21 protein-coding genes and 1 pseudogene are annotated in these 25,465 nt (G+C 46.2%); 13 read left to right on the top strand and 9 right to left on the bottom strand.

Translation table 11 applies throughout. The features are described 5' to 3' along the window. Nucleotides 1-200 precede the first annotated feature (200 nt). On the top strand, nucleotides 201-1,814 hold the full coding sequence (locus tag MH215_RS19700; RefSeq protein WP_239292951.1) for a glycoside hydrolase family 28 protein: 1,614 nt from the start codon (nucleotides 201-203) through the stop codon (nucleotides 1,812-1,814). 270 nt (nucleotides 1,815-2,084) lie between these two features. Here MH215_RS19700 and MH215_RS19705 read toward each other — a convergent pair whose 3' ends face one another. After that, entirely contained in the window at nucleotides 2,085-2,936 is an 852-nt protein-coding gene (locus tag MH215_RS19705; RefSeq protein ID WP_239292952.1) for a helix-turn-helix transcriptional regulator, read from the bottom strand. Nucleotides 2,937-3,192: 256 nt separating this feature from the next. On the opposite strand from MH215_RS19705, the gene MH215_RS19710 reads away from it, so the two are divergent. Further along, nucleotides 3,193-3,651 carry a cupin domain-containing protein gene (locus MH215_RS19710; RefSeq protein ID WP_239292953.1) on the top strand — a complete coding sequence of 153 codons (459 nt, stop codon included), beginning with the start codon at nucleotides 3,193-3,195 and terminating at the stop codon, nucleotides 3,649-3,651. Between the two features lie 132 nt (nucleotides 3,652-3,783). Here the strand turns inward: MH215_RS19710 and MH215_RS19715 are convergent, their stop codons facing one another. Beyond that, nucleotides 3,784-4,611: an aldo/keto reductase gene (locus tag MH215_RS19715; protein ID WP_275446239.1), complete on the bottom strand. Its 828-nt coding sequence runs from the start codon at nucleotides 4,609-4,611 to the stop codon at nucleotides 3,784-3,786. 324 nt (nucleotides 4,612-4,935) lie between these two features. On the opposite strand from MH215_RS19715, the gene MH215_RS19720 reads away from it, so the two are divergent. From MH215_RS19720 to MH215_RS19735, 4 genes are all read left to right on the top strand, one after another. After that, nucleotides 4,936-6,192, top strand: a complete 1,257-nt coding sequence (locus MH215_RS19720) for a DUF445 domain-containing protein (RefSeq protein WP_239292954.1) — start codon at nucleotides 4,936-4,938, stop codon at nucleotides 6,190-6,192. A gap of 426 nt (nucleotides 6,193-6,618) precedes the next feature. After that, the gene (locus tag MH215_RS19725) at nucleotides 6,619-6,900 is read left to right on the top strand and encodes a hypothetical protein (RefSeq protein ID WP_145050093.1); all 282 of its coding nucleotides are present in this window, start codon (nucleotides 6,619-6,621) and stop codon (nucleotides 6,898-6,900) included. A 69-nt stretch (nucleotides 6,901-6,969) separates the two neighbouring features. Beyond that, nucleotides 6,970-8,238 (top strand): Tle-like phospholipase domain-containing protein, encoded by a 1,269-nt coding sequence (locus MH215_RS19730; protein WP_481857464.1) that lies wholly within the window; start codon nucleotides 6,970-6,972, stop codon nucleotides 8,236-8,238. A gap of 51 nt (nucleotides 8,239-8,289) precedes the next feature. Continuing rightward, nucleotides 8,290-8,562, top strand: coding sequence for a hypothetical protein (locus tag MH215_RS19735; RefSeq protein WP_056703751.1), 273 nt, complete (start codon nucleotides 8,290-8,292; stop codon nucleotides 8,560-8,562). Between the two features lie 158 nt (nucleotides 8,563-8,720). Here the strand turns inward: MH215_RS19735 and MH215_RS19740 are convergent, their stop codons facing one another. From MH215_RS19740 to MH215_RS19755, 4 genes are all read right to left on the bottom strand, one after another. Further along, on the bottom strand, nucleotides 8,721-9,515 hold the full coding sequence (locus MH215_RS19740; protein ID WP_239292956.1) for a YcnI family copper-binding membrane protein: 795 nt from the start codon (nucleotides 9,513-9,515) through the stop codon (nucleotides 8,721-8,723). A 316-nt stretch (nucleotides 9,516-9,831) separates the two neighbouring features. After that, complete coding sequence (locus MH215_RS19745) at nucleotides 9,832-11,547, bottom strand: copper resistance CopC/CopD family protein (RefSeq protein ID WP_239292957.1); 1,716 nt, start codon at nucleotides 11,545-11,547, stop codon at nucleotides 9,832-9,834. Between the two features lie 409 nt (nucleotides 11,548-11,956). Then, nucleotides 11,957-12,613 (bottom strand): response regulator, encoded by a 657-nt coding sequence (locus MH215_RS19750; protein WP_056703761.1) that lies wholly within the window; start codon nucleotides 12,611-12,613, stop codon nucleotides 11,957-11,959. Nucleotide 12,614: 1 nt separating this feature from the next. Beyond that, the gene (locus MH215_RS19755) at nucleotides 12,615-13,445 is read right to left on the bottom strand and encodes a sensor histidine kinase (protein ID WP_239292958.1); all 831 of its coding nucleotides are present in this window, start codon (nucleotides 13,443-13,445) and stop codon (nucleotides 12,615-12,617) included. A 288-nt stretch (nucleotides 13,446-13,733) separates the two neighbouring features. On the opposite strand from MH215_RS19755, the gene MH215_RS19760 reads away from it, so the two are divergent. After that, on the top strand, nucleotides 13,734-13,907 hold the full coding sequence (locus MH215_RS19760) for a hypothetical protein (RefSeq protein WP_164848580.1): 174 nt from the start codon (nucleotides 13,734-13,736) through the stop codon (nucleotides 13,905-13,907). Nucleotides 13,908-14,037: 130 nt separating this feature from the next. On the opposite strand, the pseudogene MH215_RS19765 reads toward MH215_RS19760, so the two are convergent. From MH215_RS19765 to MH215_RS19775, 3 genes and pseudogenes are all read right to left on the bottom strand, one after another. Then, a pseudogene (locus tag MH215_RS19765) lies at nucleotides 14,038-15,869 on the bottom strand (bifunctional diguanylate cyclase/phosphohydrolase). Between the two features lie 300 nt (nucleotides 15,870-16,169). Next, nucleotides 16,170-16,802 (bottom strand): DUF5317 domain-containing protein, encoded by a 633-nt coding sequence (locus tag MH215_RS19770; protein ID WP_239292959.1) that lies wholly within the window; start codon nucleotides 16,800-16,802, stop codon nucleotides 16,170-16,172. Between the two features lie 317 nt (nucleotides 16,803-17,119). Then, nucleotides 17,120-18,553, bottom strand: coding sequence for a hypothetical protein (locus tag MH215_RS19775; RefSeq protein WP_239292960.1), 1,434 nt, complete (start codon nucleotides 18,551-18,553; stop codon nucleotides 17,120-17,122). Nucleotides 18,554-18,831: 278 nt separating this feature from the next. On the opposite strand from MH215_RS19775, the gene MH215_RS19780 reads away from it, so the two are divergent. From MH215_RS19780 to MH215_RS19805, 6 genes are all read left to right on the top strand, one after another. After that, nucleotides 18,832-19,863 carry a BMP family lipoprotein gene (locus tag MH215_RS19780; protein WP_128100001.1) on the top strand — a complete coding sequence of 344 codons (1,032 nt, stop codon included), beginning with the start codon at nucleotides 18,832-18,834 and terminating at the stop codon, nucleotides 19,861-19,863. 103 nt (nucleotides 19,864-19,966) lie between these two features. Next, a complete protein-coding gene (locus MH215_RS19785) occupies nucleotides 19,967-21,466 on the top strand; it encodes an ABC transporter ATP-binding protein (protein WP_239292961.1) in 1,500 nt (499 codons plus the stop codon). Then, a complete protein-coding gene (locus tag MH215_RS19790) occupies nucleotides 21,463-22,530 on the top strand; it encodes an ABC transporter permease (RefSeq protein ID WP_056703781.1) in 1,068 nt (355 codons plus the stop codon). Before MH215_RS19785 ends, MH215_RS19790 begins: the two co-directional genes overlap by 4 nt. Next, on the top strand, nucleotides 22,514-23,437 hold the full coding sequence (locus MH215_RS19795) for an ABC transporter permease (RefSeq protein ID WP_056703784.1): 924 nt from the start codon (nucleotides 22,514-22,516) through the stop codon (nucleotides 23,435-23,437). Before MH215_RS19790 ends, MH215_RS19795 begins: the two co-directional genes overlap by 17 nt. A 48-nt stretch (nucleotides 23,438-23,485) precedes the next feature. Then, on the top strand, nucleotides 23,486-24,157 hold the full coding sequence (locus MH215_RS19800) for a sulfite oxidase-like oxidoreductase (protein WP_056703787.1): 672 nt from the start codon (nucleotides 23,486-23,488) through the stop codon (nucleotides 24,155-24,157). Between the two features lies 1 nt (nucleotide 24,158). Beyond that, nucleotides 24,159-24,932, top strand: coding sequence for a nucleoside phosphorylase (locus MH215_RS19805; RefSeq protein WP_239292962.1), 774 nt, complete (start codon nucleotides 24,159-24,161; stop codon nucleotides 24,930-24,932). Nucleotides 24,933-25,465: the final 533 nt, after the last annotated feature.

Raw genomic sequence — 25,465 nt, forward strand, 5'->3', positions numbered from 1 at the left:
GAATAGATGGTTGTAGTATGATAGAAGGAATATTCCGCTGAGCCATCCATAATCCGAACAAATAACATCAAGTTCTATTCGTAGTTGGCAAAAAAGATCAACCTTTGATCCCACTGCTACTGATATGATGGAGCGAGAATACACTTCATAGGCTCAATTTATATAATCCAATAAGAAGCAGAAAGGATGATAACTACGCGATGAATACATATAATTCCGCAATACGTGCTGGTGAGCAATTAACGTCTGATAAAGTATCATACGACGTTTCCTTACCTAACATTCCTGCTCAGGATTTTCTGATTACCGAATTTGGGGCTGTAGGAGATGGTGTGAGCGACAATACAGAGGTGTTCCGGCTTGCCATCGCTGCTTGTTCTGAGGCAGGCGGGGGGCGTATCGTTATTCCAGCTGGTGTATGGCTCACGGGGCCGATTATTTTACGTAGTCGAATCGAGCTGCATGTCCAGGCTGGAGCGTTAGTTACCTTCAGTCGAAACTTTGATCAATATCCTTTGATTGCATCGACCTTTGAAGGGTGGCAGGCTGTACGCTGTCAATCTCCGATTGATGGAGATCAGTTAGAGGATATCGCCATTACGGGTGAAGGTGTATGGGACGGCAATGGTGAGGCATGGCGTCCGGTCAAACGTTCCAAAATGACGGATTCGCAGTGGAAATCATTAGTATCCTCCGGTGGTGTAATCGAACAAACAAACGGTGAGGAAGAGATCTGGTGGCCATCCCAAGCCGCGCTTGAGGGAAATGCAGTTGCTAATCGGATGCATGTAGAACAAGTGCGTGACCTATCGGCTTACGAGGAGATCAGAGATTTCCTTAGACCGAATATGGTAAGTTTACGTAGATGTAAACGAGTATTGTTGGACGGGCCAACCTTTCAGAATTCTCCAGCTTGGAATCTTCACCCTTGGGCTTCGGAGCATGTGACGATTCGTAACGTCAGCGTTCGAAATCCGTGGTTTTCTCAGAATGGGGACGGACTGGACATTGAATCTTGCCGTTATGTTCTGGTAGAGAATAGTGTCTTCGACGTTGGAGATGATGCAATCTGTATGAAGTCAGGCAAGGATACCGAAGGTCGCGAACTGGGTTTGCCATCGGAGTACGTTACGATTCGAGGTTGTACTGTGTACCACGGTCATGGCGGCTTCGTCATTGGCAGTGAAATGTCTGGGGGTGTGAGACATGTGCGTGTATCAGACTGTACGTTTATCGGAACAGATATTGGGCTTCGTTTCAAGAGTGCACGTGGGCGTGGCGGCGTAGTGGAGGACATTGAAATTGAGCGAATCTATATGAAAGACATTATTATGGAAGCGATCTCATTTTCATTTTTCTATGCGAATCAGGAAGGCTCGGCACGAGGAAGTGACATTGCACATGAAGTCACTGAAGAGACGCCAGTATTCCGGGATATTCGAATTAAGGATGTAGTATGCTCTGAGGCCGACACTGCATTATTGGTGAGTGGGCTACCGGAAATGCCGCTAGATGGATTAGTGATTGAAGGATACCGTGTGTCTGCCCAGAAAGGTGTGCAATGCTCACATGCCAAACATGTGCGGATTGCCGATCTGCAACTCACAGTAGCTGAAGGTTCGCTGATTGAGCTTCATCAGTGCAAAGGGGCGGAGCTTGAAGGTATCGAAGGGACAGGCGCGGATGGTCGACTTTTACGGATTACAGGACATGATACGACAGGTATTGTGTGCCGGGGAGAAGTAGCTGATACCGAGGGAAGACAGATTTCCATTGGGCCAAATGTAAGAAGTGGTGCGTTGATTCGTCAATAATTACCTTTTAAAATGGGATCGATAGTAGCCGAAGTGGTGTAGCGATGATCTCCGATGAAGGGCTGAATGAATGGTGCATGTCTATATGGAGATGGAGAATATAGTTGGATCATTAAGGCTACCCACTCGGCTATCCTGTATTCCATACTGGATTGATGTTAGATGGATCGCATGTTACCATGCGGTCTATTTCTGATTGATATTTGAACCATTAAATGAATATAGAGATCTCTTGCATGCTGGTGCACAGGTTTCCTAAGCTAACATCACTTACCGATGCTCTTTGCGATAACGAAGCGGTGTGGTGCCGGTGACCTGTTTAAAGGTTTTGTTAAAATGAGCCGTATGCTCAAATCCCACCTTCTCCGCAATGAACTGCACGCGCTCCTGTGTGGACAATAATCTACGCTGGGCTTCCCGAACCCGGACAACGCGCAGATATTCACTAAATCGAAAACCAGTTAACCGGCTGAACATGCGGCTCAGATAGGACGGGCTTATATAGAAACGAGCGGCGGCTTCCTCCAACGTAAGCGGTTCGTCATAATGAGTGTTCACGTAACGGGCAACTTCGGTAATTTTGTCATGCATAGGGTGGATCGGCTCATGTGTCATTTGCCGTGTCATTTCTAGTGCGCGGTGAATGCTGATTAATAGCTGGGAGAGCAGGCTGCGTACAACAATTTCATAATACGGACGACGATCTTTACACTCGCGTAGCATTTGTTCCAACAAGCGTTGTATCTCAGGCTGTTCCGATTCGGGAACATGCAGTAATCGTGATCGTTCAAACGGAAGCAGACCGCAGATACCAAGCTCCATTCCCGTAGCGAACGAGGGAGAGAATCCGACGAGAATACGTTCAAAACTAGGAATGCTTCCTTTAGACGTAATGTGTACGTCGTGTGGATTAATTAAGATCAGATCACCTTTGCTGGCGTTGAGTAGCTGACCGTTCATGGAATACACACGTTCTCCTTCAAGCAGATAGTATAGCTCGTAAAAAGGGTGAGCGTGGGGCTGTGGCATGGCGTTCCCATCATGTCTTCGCATATGTTCTATGGTAAAGGAATTATCTCCAATTCGATATTTGGGTCCGATTCGATCTTCGATTACACTCATAACACGGCTCCTCTCTGCTTCGGCGGTTAACGGTTATATTTGTATCATAACGGAAAATCCAGTTTATTGTAAACGCTATCAATTAAGACTGTGGCATGTTGTAGAGATAGAGCCAAACGAGGAGACAATCAAATTGGGCGGCTGTGATGTAGCCTAAAGGTGACAAAAAGCTAATGATGTTTTACAGTAGGGAGAGCGAGGCGAAACTCTAGATGGAGAGTGCCTCCAATTAGATGTGGAAGGAAGGAATTAGGATATGACGAATCATGAATTATCGCCTCTGGTCGCGGCACTGGACATGCAGCCTCACGTTGAAGGCGGTTGGTATAAGGAAGTATGGAAGGCTTCTTATCAAATTCCACAATCCGTATTGCCGGAAGCATACTCGGGACCTCGGTTCTCAGCAAGCTCGACGTACTTTTTGCTGCACAAGCATGAAGTTTCAGAGTGGCACACGGTGTTATCTGATGAACTGTGGTTGTGGCATAGCGGTAGCCCGGTTGAATTGAAGCTGGGTGGTAATGGAGAGAATCCAGAAAATGAAGAGGTTCTCGTGCTCGGTATGGATCTCGCTGCTGGACAATCACCACAAGTACTTGTTCCTGCCGGCGTGTGGCAGACAGCTCGCCCGCTGGGCGATGAGCCCGTACTCGTGACGTGCGTTGTAGCGCCAGGCTTCCATTTTGATGATTTCAAGCTGGTATCCAAAGGCTAAGTTAAATAAAGGTTAAGCTGAATAGGGGCATACGTTGACCCGAAGATAATAAATCCCGACTCCAATGCAGTCATGCATAGGGTCGGGATTTTGATTGTAATATCATGTGTTAGCATGTCATTTTCGTTTGCTCTAAAAATTGAAGTTATCTGGATCGGAACCGAAGCGTTTATTCTCGTTCAGACTGTTAATCTGCTCAATATCTTCTGCGGTCAATTCAAAATCGTATAGGTTAGCATTCTCGCGAATACGCTCGGGTGTGACGGATTTGGGTATAGTGACAATCCCGTTTTGCAGATCCCAACGTAGAATGACCTGTGCAGCTGTTTTGTTGTATTTGGCTGCAATCGTTTGTAATAATGGATGACTTACTAGATTACCTTGCCCCAGGGGGGACCATGCTTCAATCTGAATCTGATGTTTGGCGCAGTATTCTCTTAGTTCAGATTGGATCAGCAATGGGTGTAGCTCCACTTGGTTGACGGCAGGCTTGATCTTAGCATCTGTCATCAGATCTTCAAGATGGTGAATCTGGAAGTTACTCACCCCAATGGCACGGATTCGTCCTTCTTGATGTAGCTTCTCTAGTGCTCTCCATGTATCCTTGTACTTTCCTTTTACAGGCCAGTGGATGAGGTATAGATCAAGAACTTCGAGTTCGAGTCGTTCCATACTTGCATCAAATGCGGCCAATGTGGATTCATAACCTTGATCGCCGTTCCATACTTTGGTCGTAATAAATAGATCTTCGCGGGCGATTCCGGATTCACGAATACCTTGGGCAACACCAGATTCATTGTTATAACCTTTGGCAGTATCGATACTACGGTACCCAGCCTGAATGGCCGTTTTAACCGTTTCAACAACCTCTTCTCCATCCTTCACCTTGAATACACCCAAACCTAACCAAGGCATTTTGACGCCGTTATACAGTGTAGTTGAATCTTGCACATGTTTCATGATCCGAATTCCTCCTTTAAGATAGATGGATTAACTCACTCACTCGTCCTCTGTATGTATTACCCTATCAAGCAATAGAGTACCTCATAATTATAGTCTTGTACTTTGGTGCAGAACAAGATGCTAGCACATGTCGATCCACTCATACATATCGTGAAAATTTATGCTTTTTGCCCGGTAGAGGTTTGGATTTGGTGCGTTCGGGTGATAAGATGAAGTATACGAAAAAGGCAATGGTCTATTTCGATTAGTAGCGCGTACATAATGAAGATGTGATACACGACCGGCTGGAACGGTGTGATTAATCATAAAGGAGCAAGTCTAATGGCTAAACCTAAACAAACGAAAAAAGCAGCAGCATGGTCACTCGTCATCATGGGGGCGGGATTTGCCGCATCGTTACCATTTCAGGGCAGTCTAGTGGGTAAAATGCTGGTTGGATCATTTGAGGCTGGACTGGTGGGTGGACTCGCAGATTGGTTCGCTGTAACGGCGCTATTCCGTCATCCGCTAGGCATACCGATTCCACATACGGCATTGCTGCCGAAGAATAGAGATAAGATGACCGAAGGTCTGGTCTCTGCGGTTGAGAATAATCTTCTTAACAAAGACAGTATTACCGAGAAAATTACGGGATTCAAAGCAGCGGAGACGGTAATGGATACATTGGCGAGAGAGCTACATACCGACGGTGCCAAAACGATGATCGATACACTCTGCAAACGAATCCTTGCTGGACTGCCTGTGGAACAGATTGCTCCACTTGTGGCACGAGAGATTAAGTCGCAGGCGGGTGCTTTTGATCTTGGGCCGATTCTAGAGCGGGCTTCCATTCAGATGAGTGAGCGGGGATACGATGTTAAGGCGCTGGATTATGGACTGAAGCAGGCCGAAGAATGGCTTGTGAAGCCAGAAACGATCATGTTCCTGGGTGAAACGGGCATGAAAGCAGTCAGCGGCATACAGTTGAATGGATTAATGCAGTTTGCGATGAATGCGTTCATGGGTTATTTGAATGAAGAGCGTTTAGGTAGTATTTTGCAAGGGTATCTGTTTGACCGCGTAGAGGACATGAAACGGGAGGGCAGTGCTCTTCGTTACAAGGTGCTTGATTTGGTGCGGACGCAGACGGTTCGCCTAGCGATGAGTGAGAGTGTGCAGCAGGGGTTGAATGATTGGAAGAATAGTATGCTGGATGGCTGGAATGCTGAGGAAACGGTGCTGAATAAGCTCACTGAACTGAGAGACAAAGCACTGGCTGGCATGGAAGATGGGCAGTATGTGGATACGTATGCGTTGCCTGCAATTGAGCGGGTGTTGTCTGATCTGCGAGCAGATGAGGCGCTACTGGCAGGTCTGAATGCGAAGATCGTGGAAGGTGTAACGACTCTGCTGGAGAAAAATCATTCCAAAATCGGGAACCTCGTGCGCGAGAATGTCGATAAAATGGATAATGCATCCTTGGTCTCTTTAATTGAGGATAAGGTTGGGCAGGATCTGCAATGGATTCGAATCAACGGAGCCGTTACAGGATTTATCATTGGTATCGCATTGACCGCGCTTCGAATCGTGTTGGAATAGTGTAACCCAATACCCGAAGCCGGATAGATAAGTTAAATAAACAAAGTGTACCAGAGAGAGCCGCTCGTTCAAGAGCAGGCTCTTTTTGTCGTACATTGGAAAAATAATCAAATTACCTTACGCAAATATGATGCAGGTATCGGGAAAAGGGGTAATATACACCGGGATGCACCTTTGAATCATCTAGGAATAAAGTTACATAAAAACGATTCTGCTAGCCGATGTGGCTAATGTTGATTTTGTACTATGATGCAGGTAACAGAAGAAAAGCCATTATAACGCAAGGATATGTTCCTTTTTCATAGGATGTATGTAAGACATGAAAACAATGCGAAGAAGGTGACCCGTGTGAAACCAATGCAAAAATTTGCGTGTTTATTTTGTTTAATTATACTATCTGTATTTATTTTAGGAGGTTGTCAGAGTATGAATAAAAATGAGGACGAAGCATTGTTACAAGAAGCAGAAAGTATTGCTATCCAGCATATGAAGGAAAAATATGATCTTGATGTTGTCGTCACTAGTGAGAAGAAACTTCCTAGTATAGCAGTTGCTGAAATATCACTGAAAGGCCACGTCGTTGATCATGAAGAGCAACGATTCAACCTGTATGTGAATTATGAGAGAAAAGAAGTAACCAGTATGGGAATGAGTGAAGAGTTTAAGAAGCTGTTATTAGATAAAGGTTATGATCCGTTCAAAAAGTGAGTTTTAACGACTTCTTAAATTAGGAGGAGAGCGTAGTTGAGTAAAATAGATGATGAAACGTACAAAGAGATGTCGAGGCTTGCTTATGAAGATCTAGAAGCCGGGGATGAATACGATACACTCCCTGGATGGAAGGTTCTTGAGGACACGCATGGCAACGGTTATTCTGGCTTTGATGCGGTAACCTTCTATAACCCTGAGACAAGTGAGGCAGTTATTGCGTACCGTGGAACAGAGGGAAGTGCTGGATGGGGTCGCAAAGGGCCTGACTTATTTGCCGATGCACAGATAGGTCTGCCAGAGCTTGGGAGAAAATGGGAGCAGAAGACAGACTTTACACCGGATTGGGTATCGGGCACCGTGCAGAAAGTGAAGGACGTTACTGGAATAACCCATCTAGAGAATGCCAAGGGTAATGTTGATAAATTTGTAGATAAACATTTGAGTGTTCAGCCCAATCAAATGTACGAAGCAGAAGATTATGCGAAGGATATGCAAAATAAGCATAAAGATCTGAATTTCTCATTAACAGGACACTCACTCGGAGGCGGTAATGCCCAGTATGCGGCCGCCTACACGGGATTACAAGCGGTCACTTTTAGCGCACCGTCCGTCATCTCCAGCCTCACACCAGAGATGAAACGTAAAGCTGAAGAGGGTGGCTTTGATGGGCAGGTTACGAACTACGCTCATCCCGGTGATTTTGTGGCGAGTGGGTTCTTCGATGGATATGATCGCCATGTTGGTTCAACGTACTATATCGATTCCAACTATAAAGGCATGAATAAGGGTAGTTTATTTGGATTTGGAGACATAAAGGAGAAGGTCGACAATACGTTTGGCGGAGAAAATTATCACGAGCTTGATCGATACAAATTCGATGGGAACGGATATATTGCTAACGATCTATATGATCCTGTTACTGGAGAAAAAATCAATTACTCCCCGCGCCAGCCTTCCAACGTGTTGACCGATCTCGCCGGATTTATGCGTAATTTAGGTGTTCAGGCAAGTGGTCTCGCCAAAGGTATGGCAGGAGCGGCAGCAGCTTCTGGGTTGATTCAGGTAACGCCGGAAGAACTAAAAAGCGTAGCAAGCCGCTGGAAGCAGAATGCGCAGCAGTGCAATTCGGAGCTGAATCAGATTAGACATCGGATGGCACAGTATCTGCATTCTAGTCGTAGTCGTAGGCTCGAACCGATTGTTACGCAGCTCGATGCATCCATTAATGAGCTCAGCACATGGCATATGAAGCATACGAGCCAGTTCCTGAACTTTATTGATGAGAAGGCAGATGCCTTCCGGCAAGCGGATCAGACTCAGGTGAGTTTTAAATAGGACAGGCGAATCCGCCAAACCTTGAAATTTACATAGGAGAGGTGAACATGAGTGAGCGGACAATTGCTGGTGGAACTGAATGACCTGCGAATTGCGGAAAAAGAACTGTCGCAACTGCTTGTCCGTCTGCAAGCCGACGAGCAAGAGGCGAGAGCGCTGTACGCGCGTCTTAACGATTGGAAAGGGCAATCGGCAGACTATACACGAGAGCAGATTGAGGCGTTCTTTGCAGGTCTATCCTCACGTATTCATTCGATTGAACAACAGAAGAGGACCTTGATTCAATATATCGAGATCATGATTCAGACGGATCAGGAACGCTAAGGTTGATGTGTGCAATCGTAAAGAAAGGAACCGTTGGCACGTGGAGAATTCTCCAAGCCAACGGTTCCTTTGCGTTTATCTTCTTATGCTACGCTCAATTCATGATATTCTCAGAGTGCAGCTTGCTAATCTGTAGCATATTTTGTGATCAATCTAGATTAGCGTTTTTTGCGGCGTGTTGCTAGAGCGATCCCCAGGAAAGACATGATCAATGCGAGAATGGATACAATCAATGTCGCTTGTTGCAGCTTCAGTGTGCCTGGATCGGAATCCGTATTGTTTGGTTCACCTGTCACTGTATCTGTCAGAGCATCCCCTAGTGTTGTATCATCGTCAGCTTTGGCATCGTCGGTTGTGTTAGCGTCACCAGTACCTGCTTCAGTGGACGTATCATCGTGTCCCTCGTTACCTGTAGCTGCACTGCCGTGATGATCTCCGCTCGCTGCGGCATTACCTGTTGCTGCCGGGTCTTCGCTGATGGTTGTGATGCTGTGCGGCGTGCTGTCGCTCGGTTCACCTGTCCATTCTACGATGCTACCGTCGCTATAGTACTGGAAAGCGTCCCAAGCTACTTCAGTTTCAGCTTTTGGGTTTTGGGCTACAAAGTTGAACTGTTGGAATTGTCCCGCTAGAATCCCTTCGTTATCTCCATCCACTTCCCATGTAATGGAAGTAACTTCATTGGAATCATTTTTCTCAGTAGTAATCTTCCAGCCTGCGAGTGGCTGGTATTGTTTAAATGCTACGCCCTCTGGAACTTTCAGCGTAATTTTGGTTGTTGGCAGTTCCTTTTCGGATGGAATCTTAATCGTATACGTCTGCCATGCACTCGTCTGTGCTACCGTAGGATTCACTGTAACGTGTGCACTGGCGAGTCCAGCGAACAGCATAAGTGCTGCAGCACTTGCGGATACAGTAGATATAAGTTTGGAAGTCCATGATGTTTTTTTCAAAATTAATTACCCCTCTCGGTTCTTATCATATATGCTTCAGTCTCATTTCAAAAAATAAGTGCTGGTGTTGTGCTAAGAGGCCGTTCCGCGTACGAATCGTTCTTACGATTGCTGTTATTCCCAGATTTTTTTGATTCCACTTTATAAGTGAAAATCCGGGAATAAGCTTATGCTTCCGATGTAGCCTTCTTGTAGAAGGCTTTAGGCGAGCGCTTTGCTTCTTCAGAATCGATTTCGTCCTCTTCACTACGTTCTGCATTACACCCAAACTTCATTTTAAGATTGAGCTACGAATCAATTTGATTTCGTTAATATACTATGGACTAGCGGTGTCGATTTCAAACTCTGCATCCAGCGCATCCAGGCTGCGCGTAAGAAGATGCACCTTAATATTCCAACGTCCAGGCATAGAGATATAATCTTCGGCCTTGTAGACGCCGGTGTCATTCTTCGGAATAGTAATCTCGTATATCCCCATGTCCATATCCAGATGTGTTAATGATAAGGTGATCTGCTCCAGATCATTAACGATACTGCCATCTGCACGCTTAACACCAACTTCGAAGACATTCTCCCCTGTCACATTGGGGCTAACCTGAAGTGATATGGTTGTGCCATCATCGGTAGTCTGCACTTCGTTGAATGGACCAACTGGTGCAGGCTGTCCAGGAGACAGGTGAGTTAATACAGCTGCCAGGGCAAGAACGATTGCTCCTGCTGCAAGTTCGGCTTTGAGACTGCCGGCGAGTCTATCGCCACTACCTGAACGAGCGAGTCGAGCATGACGCCAAGCGAAGGCGAGCATGACAATGAGCAATACAACTTTGGCAATCAGAACAAGACCATATCCTGTAGTGAACAACGACGTAAGTATAGGTGCAGGCAGGATAATAAGGCTGCTATATATCCCCGTAGCGACCAAGAGTGCAACAGCACCAACGCCCCAAGCAGTAAAGCGGCGAATGGCTGTCCAGTAAATATCTCCTCGTAGTTTCCGAGGCAGTTGATCCGTCAGTGGCGGTAGGCAGATCGCCATAGCCGTGAGGGCACCAATCCAGAATGCAGCCCCAATCAAGTGAACATAATCCATGGTAATTGCAAGCGCCCGTTGCTCCGCAGCAGCAGGGTGACCCGTCATTGCGTGCGTGAACAACCAGCCCAGCACGAGCAACAGGGAGCCGTACGAAGACCAGATGCGAGCTCGCATGGATCGGTCTCGATCATAGCCAGATAGAATGGTGACTGCTAGCAACATGATGATGAGCATCTGGACGATCCAGATCAAGCCGAACGAAGTTAATTTAAGTGCGCTCCCGATCAGTGCCCAGCTCAGCTCGCTAAGGGATACACCAGATTCGTATAATGTACTTAGTGGTAGGCTAAGCAGTGCAGCAACTGAAGCTGCGCCGTAACTAATCCACAATAGCTTGTGGCTTCCCGGAACATCCAGTGGTTCCCTTGCCATAGATGTAGGCATGATGCGGAACAATAGAAAGGCGAGTGTGCCAAGAATCACAGACAAGCCAAGGTATTGAACCCAATCTGTTAGGGATAAAATCCACTTGATCGGCCCGTTGCCTTCACCAGCACCCGAAGTAAGGTCTGCCAGTCCTGCGGGTGCTCCGGAAGGTTCTCCGATGTGGAACACATAGGCACCCTGGATGGGGTGACCATCCGCAGAGACGGCTTTCCAGTTGACGGCATACGTACCATTACCTAATCCACTTTGAAGACCTGTCTCCATAATATGTGGTCGCTTAGCATCAATCCGTACATTTCCGTCATCCGCTCTTGTCCCGTCAGGCGCGGTTATTTTGATATCAAAAAAGGCAGTTTGCAAGGATTCGTTAAACTCCAAGGATAGAAGCTCTGGAGCAGTAGTTAACAGCTCATTCTCTGCCGGAGAAGCCTTAACAATATAGGCATGGGCAGATGCCCATTGCGGCATAACAAGACAGCAGATCAACATCAGGGCAACAACAATGGCCCAATGCCGTTTGCTTCGTTTCAGGGTAAAGCTTACTAAACTCAAAAAATCATCACCCTCAGGTTATAGAATTGTAGTCCCTATTGTAGTTCTTTTAGAGGTTGTTCAAAAAGTCCGCTTTTGATTACGAAGGATGCGCGAGTGGCATCTCAGCGTCGAATCTGGGATTCAGCCGAAATAAGTCGAGGCTTACGAAGTTTGTTTCCTTCGGAAACAATGTAGTTGCTCACGTAGTTTTGCCTACGCTCCGCTACTCCATTTCTATCTTCATCCCATCTTCTTGGTACTGAAAACCGCTCTTTTTGAACACGCACTTTTATCGATCCGACAACAATCTATACCATTATAACTTTGTCCAAAATGATGGCGTATGACTACATAGGGCTATAAAAAAATGATTTAATCCGCATAATTGTGACAAAAGCATGAATGCACTGGCATTCTAGTTTACAACTTATTTTCGAAGTTTCCGTCCAGCAATCCCGCTTTCTAACGCATATCGGGTCAATTGAACACGATTCTCCAATTGAAGCTTCTGCAAGATGTTCTTCAGATGATTCTTCACAGTTTGTTCGGAAATCCCAAGCTGGTCAGCAATCTCCCGATTCGTGTAACCAGCAGATACCCATTGAAGAATCTCAAGCTCTCTTGCGGTGAGTGGGTTATCCGGAACATCTTCGCTACGAGGGGCAGGAAATTCCTGAAGGATGCGATAGGCGAGTTCCCTGCTCAGTGGAGCATCATCGGAGACGATGGCGTGCAAATATTCAAGCCAAGTAGAAGGAGATAGATTCTTCAGCAGATATCCTTGAGCCCCCTGTTTAAGTGCTTCGAATAGATAAGTTACATCATCCGATACAGTAACCATAACGATAATGACATAAGGGAAGCGCATCTTAATCAGACGTGTGGCTTCCAGTCCATCCATATCAGGCATCTGTACATCCATGAGAATTAAATCAGGCATCCACTGCTCCGTCAGTTCTAAGGCTTCCTGTCCATTCGAAGCCGTGCCAATCACTTCGAATGTTGTATCTTCCGCCAAAATACTGCAGATTGCTTCACGCGCATGGGCATGATCATCAACAACCAACACACGTACATGTTCCATGTTAGATATGCTCCTTTCCAATCGTCATCCGAGTACACCCTGGCTCCGAATCCAGCGTCAAGAACCAGCCCATCTGAACGGCACGTTCCTTCGTAATGCGCAGACCGTATCGATCCTTAAGATGCAAGGGGTCTCCAAGGAATCCTTTGCCGTTATCCTGAATCTGTACATGCCACTGCCTTAAATCTCCGGCGGCTTGAATCTCAACCTTAGTAGCTTGAGCATGTTTACGAACATTCATAAGTGCCTCCCGGATGCATGCGATCAACTCTACTTGTTCTTTCGGTGTGAAAAAGGAATCATCCAGCTCCCATCTAATCTGAGTGGCAGGCACCGTATCTCGAACAAGCGTTTCGACCTGTCCTCTTAGAGCGATGCCTTCCGGAGCGGCATCTCGCGCAGGCACATGTCGTAACTGAGCAATGGCTTGTCTGACGTAAGCGTTGACCTCATGTACCGTTTTGCGAATCTCCTGAATGTCTTGTTCATGACCGCTACCTGCAAGACTTCGTTCTGCTTTGTCTGTCTTCACGGATAGAAGAAAGAGAGATTGCGCAATTCCATCATGGAGTTCGCGAGCTAGTTGATCTCGTGCTTCCAGTGCTGCCTTCGAGGCGCGCTCCTGCTCCAGAGCAGCTCTAGCACTTTCGAGCATGAGGAACAACCGACTGAGCAAGGTCACACTGACGAGATAGACAATGAGGGGCGTGAGCCAGTTCCCTGCATCCATGGAAAGATAGGGCATGAGAAACTGATGGCGTATGTATTCCCAGATCCCGACGGTGACCGTAGGAATCAGTAGGATCATCCATTTAATTTGTTTATAGGACATGAACGTAGATAACTCCTTTGTCATAAATAGAACATCGTCTGACTACAGTATAACGCAAGCTTGTCTTAAGACCATAGTCTCCAAGGTTAAGAGGATTTTGGGGTGGATGTGGGAGGATATAGAAGGATATCTAAGAACAACATGTGTTGAAATACTGTCAAGCGATGTGAGCCTGGATGTGAAGGGGTGAGCAGGTCTGTGTCCGTTTTCCCTAATGGCGGAGGTCCTCTATACTTAATATAGAACGTTAATTCATGACAAACCATGTTAAGGAGTGGAAGCATCAACATGAATCAAGAGGTATTGGAACGTCGCAGTGAGTTGCTCAAGAAGAACATTCACCAAATGCTCGTTCAAGACAATCAGCACGGAATCAGCCGCCAGGATAACATGTTTTTGCAGCAGATGATTAAAGAGCTGCATCAGACCTCACATGAACTGAATAACGCCCGTACGGAATAGTTTCCGTATAATCTCGTACAATTTGGTACGATTTCATCCCCTGACGAAAATGAAAAATGGCGCTATCTCCGACTAGATCGGAGATAGCGCTTTGGCGTTTTAGGACAAGTATGCTTTTATCTTAAGCGTGTTAGAACAGCGGTTGTTGCATGTTTCGCTTCTCAATATAATGGATGAATATCTCCGTAAGTTCTGGATCGAATTGTGAGCCAGAGCAGCGACGCAGCTCGTAGATCGCTTCAAGTAAGTTTTTCGTATTCTGATATGGCCGCTCAGTAGTCATCGCGTCAAATGAATCAATCACCGTGAGCATACGGCATAATCGAGGGATCTCTTGTCCTTTTAACCCATAAGGGTATCCTTGTCCATCATACCGCTCATGATGTAATTCGATATAAGGGATGAGATCATTAAAGCGTTCGTTCGTCATGACCATTTTTTTGCCCAAGTAACATGTCCCTTGATGGTTTCCCATTCTTCACACGTGAGCGTATCCTTCTTGTTCAGAATAGACCACGGAATCTCCAGTTTACCAATATCATGGATCAGTGCTCCCAGCACAAACAGGCGTTTCTCCGCATTGTCCAGCTCCAGTATCTCACTCATGTCCAGAGCGTATTTATAAACTCTCTTCGAATGCTTGAAAGTATCGATATCCTTGTACCGAAAAAGATTAAGCTGCTGCTCAATATCACGTACATCCTGTACGAGATCGATCTCATGCTCCATACCTTCGTTAATACCATGGCGATGCACATTGTTTTTTCCTTGCTTTTTGGCATAATAGAGTGCTTTATCCGCCTGGTCCACAAGCTGAGACTTGTTATACATATCAACCTGATAAGGAGCAACACCAGCAGAGAATGAAAGGCAGCCATGAGGGAATACCTCGACACCTTCAAACGGTGTATCGTTTAGCTGTTTACGGAGCTTATTCATAAACATATATGCCTCGTCCAGCTCCATACCTGGCATGAGCAAGGTGAATTCTTCGCCACCATATCGAAAAGCGGTAACATCTGTATTCTCCGTCCGTTGAATCAGAAATTCACCGAAAAAAGCGAGTAGGCTGTCGCCTTGTAGATGACCGAATCTGTCATTATACTTTTTGAAATCATCAATATCGATAAGCCCTAGCGACAGTGGGGTTCCTAGTCTACGAGCTTCACTCAGTTCATTTTCTAGCATCGTCTCAAAATAACTGTGATTAAACAGTTTGGTGCGTTGATCCGTATTGGCTTTCTCCTCAATACTCTGATACATCACGAATAGTTGCTTGAATGCGTGGGACAGCAGAATGCTCAGACTCAGATAGAGAATCAGCCCCAGTACGCCGTTGTGTACAACGAGAATTGTCAGAACAAGGGCTAGAATCAACGTACACAGATAAACCAAGAGCGATTCGGTCACGAATGCACGCTTCATTTGTTGTAATGCATCTTTCGTGGAGAAGTGGAAGAACAGTCCCAGTGTCATCGTATTGATGATGAAGTAGGCGGCAAGTGCTGCAAAATAAGGCAATAAATTATACCCATTGATCTCTCCGGGCTGTCCACCTGTCCATTCGAATACGAAGGAGGCTCCAGCGATCATTAAAGTATATATACTGAAATTGACGACATGCTTCCACCAGGTTAACTTCCGCTCCTTGATCAAGAGGATAAGGGAAACGGGTAGTAGTACCGATAGGCTGAACGCTCCGCCAAACATGAAGATACAGGCAAGATACACAGAAGAGTCCATCGATTGCTGATTGCCCTTAGGCGGGATCTGAAACGTGAAATAATCAAGGATTAACGCTGCACCTAACATGGTATACACCATGACCCATCCATCGGTGGACAAGTTAAGATAAGACCACTTATTCATGTAGAGAAAAACACCGATGCCTGTGCAACTCAGCAAAATTACATAAATAAGGCTTCGGTCTGCTTTATGGATAAGGTTACGAATAAAGTTCATAAATAATCTCCTGGTTAGGGCGTGTCCTACATCTCACTGAAGAGTTCTCAGGCACACCCTGATTTAGTCTGCTCTTGATGTAAAAGAATAATAACATCTTATACTATATCGATGTATAACATAACAAGTTGCTCACCAAAAATCCAGAAAGAAAAAACAGGCCGCAGGCAGCCTGTTTAGTCAAGGTTGGTAGGATCTATTAGCCTCCCAACTTGTATCCCGAAGTTAATGCAACAACGACCGAAGCAACGATAATGGCGTTGATGACAAGGCGGGAATATTTAATGCCTTCGAATTTTTTCATGGAAAAGACCTCCCTTCCTTGGAGTCTAACTTTAGTTCATCGGATTTCACGGATGCTGGAACGGATGTAGTCTTGCGATGACGTGGAACCATCATGCTCTGAATAAACAGGAATATGCCGATATTCATAACCACATCTCCGATGCTGATGACTTGCGTACGCGGATAAGGGCTGGATAGTGGGATGATATCACCTAGAAAGGCCAGATGTGTTGACGCATCCATCATATGATGTTTCGAAATGGCCCCACCTTGTAGCAGCATATCAACATAATAAGGGCCAAGCACGCTAGATGCCTCCACCGATACAGGCATGCGCCCGCCATTCACGGCCATAACGACAAAGTTGAGGAATACACCAATCCAGATTAGTGTAAAACCGGTATGATTCCGGTTCAACCATAGAAAGGCAAGACCTGTGATGTAAATTAACGCAAATAGGTAACCGTTAATGGACGCAACCCAATCCCACTTTTCCTGTACAAAAAAGATCGCAAATTGAGCAAGCAGCAGCATGGGGAAGATCCAACCACCTCGCAGCTTGAGTTCTGAGAACTGGCGAAGGCCATTGCGAATCCCACCTCGAAATAGTCCAATGATCAGGCCGATTATAATGCCGTCATATACCATGATTAACTCCTGTTCATGCAGAAATATGTAAGATCAATGCGTATTTGTGTACCTAAAATATTCGACCTTTTATTGGTAATTCCTGCAAGAAAAATAGGCTCGACAAAGAAATTTTATAAGGTGAATTTGGATGGCTAAGTTCCTTATAGATTGCTGTTCCTACGTGTCTAGATGAGGCTTGATTTCACAATGCATTTGTAGAAATAAAGAAAAAACCGTCTTTACAAACCGAAGGGTCAAGTGCCATAAGGTTTCGTAAAAACGGTTTTTTTGGAAGTCAAAAGATGACGTTTATTGCATGAGTGCGTATATCTAAATTACTCGGATTCGCCGTTCAAGTAGTTAAGGAATGGTTGATCCACCCAGAAGTTATAGCTACTGATATCTGCGTCTGGAGCAAGCTTACGGAAGCCATCTTGAAGATCCTTTGCTTTCTCTTTAAGAGAGAAGGATTGTGCATAGTAATGACCGAGCGAGATCTTGGTATTGGCAATCACCGGATACCCATCAATAGCAGTAGCTGAGTAGTAGAGCGGCTGCCACCATGAAGCGTGAATCAGGTTCGACGTATTGCCTGTGCTTTTCTTCGCGTACTTCAGAATAATATCATTGAAGCGTGCTTTGTCAGCCGTAGTATTGAATTCGAACTGAATATCGTACTCTTTGGAATAGGCGATATAATTTCCATTTTCGATCTGTGTAACTTTGTAATCTGGCGTCTCTGTAGGCTCGCCCCACTCTTTGAGATATATGAAGGCTGAAGTCTTCGGTTGGAACTGCACATCGGCCTCGATGCCTTCACTGCGCAGAAGACCAATCAACTGCACGGCATGTTGAATATCAGAATGACCGTAAGTTAGCGTCAATTCGTCAATAAAGTTGGAATCAAAGCGACTGTCTTTCAGGTTATAACCAGTCACCAGATCATTACGCAATGCCTGATCCACGATCTCTCTCAGCTCAGGTGCTTCAATGAGATCGGCTGTGCGATAAGCTGCGTACAACTTGGAATAGATATCCGCATCGCCTGAACGGCCAATCTCATTCTTGTAATTTCCTTGGCTAGATAACACACGACCAAGCAGGATGTTAGCAAAATCAGTAGTCGCTACGCCACCTTTACGAAGGGCAGGATATAGACTTTCTGGAATCAAGCCTGTATCAACGGCTGCAGCTAGCTCTTGGGCAGCTAGACCTTGAACACGTCCAGCACCGATTCCAAGCTTAGCCAGCGCTTTCGCTGTTTTCGCTTCAGGATACGTGTAAGCCAGCTCTTTGAAGCCTGCTGCTTTTACTGCGATAAATACGGCAGCATAGGTGCTGAGCTTGTCATTGGCACGAACTTCTGTGCCTGTAATAACGCCGCTATTGTATAAGGAAACGGCTGCATCATAAGCAGAATCACCCGATTTCAGATCGGTGAAGGCAGGAGCCTTAACTTCACTTGCTTCATCTGTGCTAGCGCTAGCTGTATCAGCTTCAATAATCGCTGTAATAGCCTGGATGAAGTCGCCTTTGGTAGGCTGCTGCGGCAATTTCACATTGTATTTCGCTTGCAGGAACTGTGCATAATCTGCTGCACTCTCTGTATAGACTGTTGGTGCTTGAGCTACTGGTCCTTTTACGGACACCGAAGGGGCAGAAGCAGGTGCGGCAGAAGCTGCAGAAGCGTAAGAAGGCAAGCTAAGGCTGCCAAGTGTAACCGGAGCAGCAAGCAAAGCCGCAAGTGTGATCTGGGTGATTTTCTTCAAATGAATAGCCTCCTTAAAATTGGTTGGTAAATAGAGTAGGTTTGCGATATAATTCTGACAAATCCTATCTGAATAAATAAGTTGGATTGACTCTAGCATGGAGCGTCTCTACATGTCAACAGAAAAAAGCCTGAATTAGAGCGCTTTCCACAACCCTGCGGAATGCAAATCCACATTTGTATTCTAAATGAGTGTATACGCTCAAAGATTTATTGACAAGGATCGACACTTTCCGCTAGGATAATAAAAAAAGAATTTTGAAAAGGGGAATTTTCGAAATGAAAAGAGGTTTATCGTTCGTCTTATCGATCATTATGTTGGCTATTTTGTTGGCAGCTTGTGGAACTTCGGCTTCCAAAGACGAACAATCCGCTCAAGGTGGCGATTCTGAGAAATCCCTTCGGATGGCTCTGGTACTTCCCGAAAAAATAGGGGTTAACCCTTTCTTTGTACAGATGGATGAAGGCTTCAAAAAAGCAGGCGAAGAGTTCAAAGTAGATACGAAGACAATCGAATCAACAGATCCGGCTGCATTCGAGCAAAATCTGCGTGCTGCTGTTGCTGAAAATTACGATCTAATTATTACTGCGACGTTCCAAGCTGAGGATGCACTGAAAAAGGTTGCTGCTGAGAACCCAGACAAATCGTTCGCAATTGTTGACACAACGGTTGATCTGCCTAACGTTCGTAGCGTTGGTTTCCGTGAATATGAAGGAGCGTACCTGCTTGGTGCAGCTGCTGGATTGTCCACAAAGACAGATAAAGTCGGCATGATCGCTGCAATGGACGTTCCACTGATTAAGAAATATACAGAAGGTTTCAAAGCAGGTCTGGAGTCCGTTAACCCGGATGCAGAATTCCTTGTAAACTATGTTGGTGGATTCAATGACCCAGCTAAAGCGAAAGAATTGGCATTGGTACAATTCGGCAAAGGCGCTGACTTCATCGCTGGTGCATCTGCTGTAGGTGACCTTGGCGTGTTCGAGGCTGCTAAGGAAAAAGGCTTCTATACTTCTGGACAAGATACGGACCGCACAGTTGAAGATCCAGAGCACATCGTATTGTCCCAGTTGAAATCAACGGATACGGTTGCTTACGAGACAGTGAAAGATTATGTAGAAGGTAACTTCAAAGCAGGTGCTGTGAACTACGGTCTGAAAGAAGACGGTGTAGGTCTGACATTTGTTACTCGTGATAGCGAATCTCCATTAAGTGATTTTGTTGGACAAGAGGTCATCGACAAGGTTACAGCCATTAAGGATGATATCGTATCCGGTAAAATCGTAGTCAAAGATCCATTGCAACAATAGTCTACCGTGTTCTATGTGAATGTGTTGATTAGCCGGCTGCCCGTTCAGGCAGCCGGTTTTGCTGCTATTATAATGAACAGACTGAGAGGAGAGAACGCGAGATATGCTGCTGGAGATGGATCAGATTACGAAAAAGTACGGCGAATTCACGGCGAATCGGGATATCCGTTTTAATTTGCGTGAAGGGGAAATCCATGCCCTCGTGGGTGAGAATGGCGCAGGTAAAACAACTTTAATGCGCATGTTGTATGGGATGGAGCAGCCTACATCAGGCACAATTAAGGTTCGTGGACGTGAGGTAAGCTTCGCAACCCCGTCTCAAGCCATGGCCAGCGGTATTGGCATGGTGCATCAGCATTTCATGCTGTTTCCTTCCTTTACGGTTGCCGAGAATATTGTCATTGGTCGTGAGCCAGCGTCTGCAGGGGTGTTTGACCGTAAACAGGCCGCTGCACAAGTGAATGAGCTGGGTAGAAAGTATGGGATGCCCGTTGATCCATGGAAAAAAGTAGCGGAGTGCCCGCTTGGTTTGCAGCAGCGTGTAGAGATTTTGAAGGTACTGCATCAGGGTGCAGATATCATTATATTGGATGAGCCTTCGGCGGTACTGACACCGCTCGAAGTGAAGGAACTACTGGCGAATATGAAATCACTTGCCAAGTTAGGGAAGACGTTTGTTTTAATCACACACAAGCTACAGGAAGTTATGGACGTGGCGGATCGGATTACCGTTCTTCGCGATGGTCAGGTTACAGGTACACTAGACGCAAAGGATACCAATATAGAAGAGTTGTCACGGTTAATGGTAGGACGTGAGCTTGTGCGGATGAATAAACAACCGGCAGCTCCGACTGAAACGGTGCTTCAGGTGGAGGATGTGAATCTATCTGGAGGCAAGGATCGTTCCGCGCTTCATCACATTCACATGAACATTCGGAAAGGTGAAATTGTCGGGATTGCTGGAATTTCCGGCAATGGACAATCGGAGCTAATCCAGATTATTGCCGGACTTCGAAAAGCGGAGCGTGGTCGTGTCCTATTGTCAGGGCAGGATACAACGAATTGGCCTGTGCGCCGCATTCGTGAACATGGACTAGCCCATATACCTGAGGATCGTTATATGTGGGGAGCGGCTAAGGATGCAAGTGTTCGTGAAAATGGATTGATGGGACACCACCATAAGCTACAATCACGCGGTATCATCAAAGCAAAGGCAGCTCGTACCATGGTAGAGAACTGGATTAAGCAGTTCAGCATCAAAACCGGTTCTGCGGAAACGAAAGCACAATTCTTATCCGGGGGTAACCTCCAGAAGCTGATTGCTGCGCGAGAGTTTGCTCAAGATACTCCGTTTCTCATTGCTGCTGAGCCTACGCGGGGTGTAGATATCGGCGCTATGGAGACAATTCATGCTGAATTGCTGCGTAAGCGCAATGAGGGTGCGGGAATTTTATTAGTTTCTTCTGAGTTATCTGAGATTTTGCAATTGTCTGACCGCATTCTGGTGATGTATGAAGGCGAGATTGCTGGAGAGCTGCAGGCAGATGAAGCGACGGAAGAACAGATCAGCTTGTTAATGGCAGGAGGGAAAGAGCGGGTATGAATCGGGTAAAGGAAAGTCTTCGTGGGCTCGTACAGCCGCTGCTTGCTGTATTGATTGGTCTGCTGGCAGGCGCTATAGCCATTATGGTTGTTGGCGGGTCTGTAGTCGATACGTATGCGGAGATGTGGAAAGGAGCCTTCGGGAACTTCTACTTCTTCACCAATACATTGGCTCGTTCTACGCCAATAATCTTGGCGGGACTTGGCGTGGCGCTGGCATTCCGTGCGGGATTCTTCAATATGGGTGCAGAAGGTCAGATGATTCTAGGTGGACTTAGTGCGGCGCTAACGGCGCTCTATCTGCCAGGGCCAGGTTGGTTCGTATGTATAGCAGCCATTGTGGCAGGAATTATTGCCGGAGGCATCTGGTCTTTATTTGCAGGCTGGCTTGATGCACGGTTTGGCATGAATCTATTAATCACGACATTACTATTAAACTATATTGCCATTAACTTCGGCGGGTATATGGTATCCTATCCGTTTAAAGATACGACGGGTTCTGCAGCTATGGCGCAGACGCCCATGATTGATCAGACGGTATGGCTACCGAAGCTGTTTCAAGGAATGAGCTTACATGCTGGATTTATTATCGCGATCGTAGCTGCCATTCTAATCTATTGGTTCACTCATAAAACGGTCACGGGGTATGAAATTCGTATGTTAGGCAGCAACCCTTCATTCGCTACGTATGGTGGTGTTCGCCGCATTCGGATGATGATGCTATCTATGATTATTAGTGGTGGACTTGCTGGGCTTGCTGGAGCAGGGGAAGTGCTCGGCACCCAATACCGTTTCCTTGATGGTTCGTTATCGTCGGCAAGTTATGCTTGGAGCGGCATTATGGCGACATTGCTTGCTCGCTCACATCCGCTCGGTACAGCTGTAGCAGCCATATTGCTCGCTGCACTACAGACCGGAGCGATGGGCATGGAGCGGAATACGGATGTTCCGCTGGAAGTAGGTAGTGTAATTCAGGCTGTATTAACGTTATTTGTATCGGCTCAGATTGGATATTCATTCCTGAAGCGGAGAAAGGAGAAAAAGTCCAATGCAACAACTGTTTGATGCCGCCTTGTTCGGCTCTACCTTACGGATTATGACTCCGATCCTGCTCGCGGCGCTCGGTGGTGCTTTATGCTCCCGGGTTGGTCTGTTCAATGTGGGTTTGGAAGGGCTTGTACTCATTGGAGCCTTTTCAGCAATCGTGGGTAATTACCTGTTTGGCAATGTACTGCTTGCCGTGATCTTTTCTATCATTATTGTTATGCTGTTCTCAGCGCTATTTGCCTTTATAAGTATTAATCTAAAAGCGAACGCCATCGTCGTCGGTATCTCGCTTAATTTCCTGGCCGCAGGACTAACGACCTTTGCACTGCGTGCGATTTTCGACGTGAAAGGCGCATACTACGATAAAGACATGAAAGGTCTTCCAAAATGGGACATTCCTCTGATTAAGGATATCCCGTGGGTGGGGGATGTATTTTCAGGTCATAGTCCGTTAATCTATCTTGGCATTCTCATTGTGATTGGACTACAATTCTATCTATTTAAAAGCGTCTCCGGATTCCGTCTGCGCTCAGTGGGTGAAAATCCAGTTGCGGCACAGAGTATCGGTATCAAGGTACGCGGTATCCAGTACGGAGCGGTTCTTATGTGTGGTGTGTTGTGTGCACTGGCTGGAGCGCAATTGTCGCTTGGACAAGTGACTATGTTTACCGAAGGTATGACGGCTGGTCGTGGATTCATTGCACTCGTTGCTACGATGCTGGGACAGGCAAATCCGCTCGGGGTAATGGGTTCTAGCGTGCTGTTTGGTTTCATGGAGGCATTCAGTATTCGTCTACAGGGCTTCACTTTGCCAACGCACTTCACGCAAATGTTGCCGTATATCGTAACGCTGGTAGCCATGTTCTTCTTCAAAGACCGTACCTATCAACAGGATGCATTGAAAGCGGGCGGAAGCTCGCGTTAATTTGTTATTGTTCCACCACTGAGAACTTATGAAAAGGGAGGGAGCACGTTGCTAAATAAGGCTGAACGGTTGAAAAAGACGAAATCACCCGCACCCAAAGTAGGTGCTGAGCATGGAGATCGCCTGCCGCCGGGGCAGATGTTGACCGAGAAATTCCCGATCCTGCATGAAGGAGAAGTGCCCGAATACGACTTGTCTACATGGGATCTAAAGGTATTCGGTGAAGTTGAAGAGGAGAAGGTATTCTCCTTCGCAGAGCTTCAGGCGATGCCTCAGGTGAATACGGTGAGCGATATCCACTGTGTGACCCGTTGGTCCAAGTTTGATACGCCGTGGGAAGGCATTCGTTTCTCGGAATTCGTGAAGCTTCTTGGCGTTAAGCCAGAGGCGAAATATGTGATGGTTCATGCAGATCATGATTATGAAACGAATGTTCCACTGGAAGAGCTTATGCATGACGATGTATTGCTAGCTTTCAAATATAATGGCGAGCCACTTACGCCGAAGCATGGGTATCCATTACGGCTGGTTGTGCCGCAGTTATACTTTTGGAAGAGTGCGAAATGGGTACGTGGGCTTGAGTTCATGACCGAAGACCGCAATGGCTTCTGGGAGAATAATGGGTTCCACCATTTTGCCGATCCGTTCAAGGAGCAGCGCTTCTCGGGTGAGGATCTGCCGATCCCAGAAGACGAATGGACGAAGAAGGAGTTTGATTAAGATGTTGATGCCGATTTTGCAAATTCACTCTGAGGACATGCCGGCATATGCCATCGTCTGTGGTGACCCGGCACGTGCGGAGAAGATTTCTCGTAAGTTAGAACAGGTAAGAGAACTGGCATTCAGCCGCGAGTATCGCACATTTGTAGGTCAATACGAAGGTGTACAGATGGCTGTGGTGAGTCATGGTGTAGGTTCGCCGGGAGCGGCTGTATGTTTCGAAGAACTGATTCGTGCAGGTGTGACCACGCTAATTCGTGTGGGAACTGCGGGTTCGTATACCGCCGATTATCCAGCTGGTAGCGTTATTGTCAGCACGGCAGCAGTTCGCACCGATGGATTGACACGGCAGCTCGTACCAGATGGTTTCCCAGCTGTAGCGGACATCGGTGTTACACAAGCGCTGATTGAAGCTGCTCGCGGGACGGGTGGAGCAACTGTAGCTTCCGATGCACCGACAGCGGGTGTAACCAAAGTGGGCGTAGGTATTACTGTAACGTTAGATGCCTTCTTCACCGGCGTAGAAGAAATTCCACATCGCAAGTACAAGCAGGCAGGTGCGCTTGCGGCAGAGATGGAAATTGCTGCACTCTACATCATCAGCACCTTGCGTGGTGCTCGTGCTGGAGCAATTGTGGCGATTGATGGGTTTGCGGACAGCGATCTGGCTGCCGAGTATGATCCGCATACGGATGCGGTTGCGAATGCAGTGGAACACGAGATCAATACAGCGCTACAAGCGCTCGCTACATTGGCGCGTCAGGATCAGGCGTAATTAGCAAGGAGCATTGCTAGAGATAGATCGTCTTGCAAAATCCAATACAGATATGCAAAGGGGGATAATCCCTTTTTGCATGGATGCATCAAAAGGCCGGACTCCTTCAATGGAGATCCGGCCTTTGTTTGAGATTACATACTTTTTTTGCTGTATTTATCAGAGTGCTTTTTCCATAGATAACAGTTTTTTATAATACCTGATATTGAAGTCAGAATACACAATGTGATCAAAATAATAACTCCAGGTGAATTCCATTGTATCTGGAAAGCATTCAAAGTATTGTTGAAACCGTAACTAAACATGTGCATAGCTATAATCAAAACGATACAAAATCCAAATGTATAAATTCCGACTAGAAAAGGTTTAAGAAAGCAAAATTTAAAAACACCAGCTGTCAGCATCTTATTCCAATTGTTCTGAGTGATATTCATGTTTCACCCCTTAATAAACATTTGCAGATAAGCTAATATCTCTAATAAATATACCATTAATGCTTACCCTAAACCTTTGTTTCCTGAATAACGTAGACT

The organism is Paenibacillus sp. ACRSA, from assembly GCF_022346845.1.
Classification (GTDB): Bacteria; Bacillota; Bacilli; order Paenibacillales; family Paenibacillaceae; genus Paenibacillus.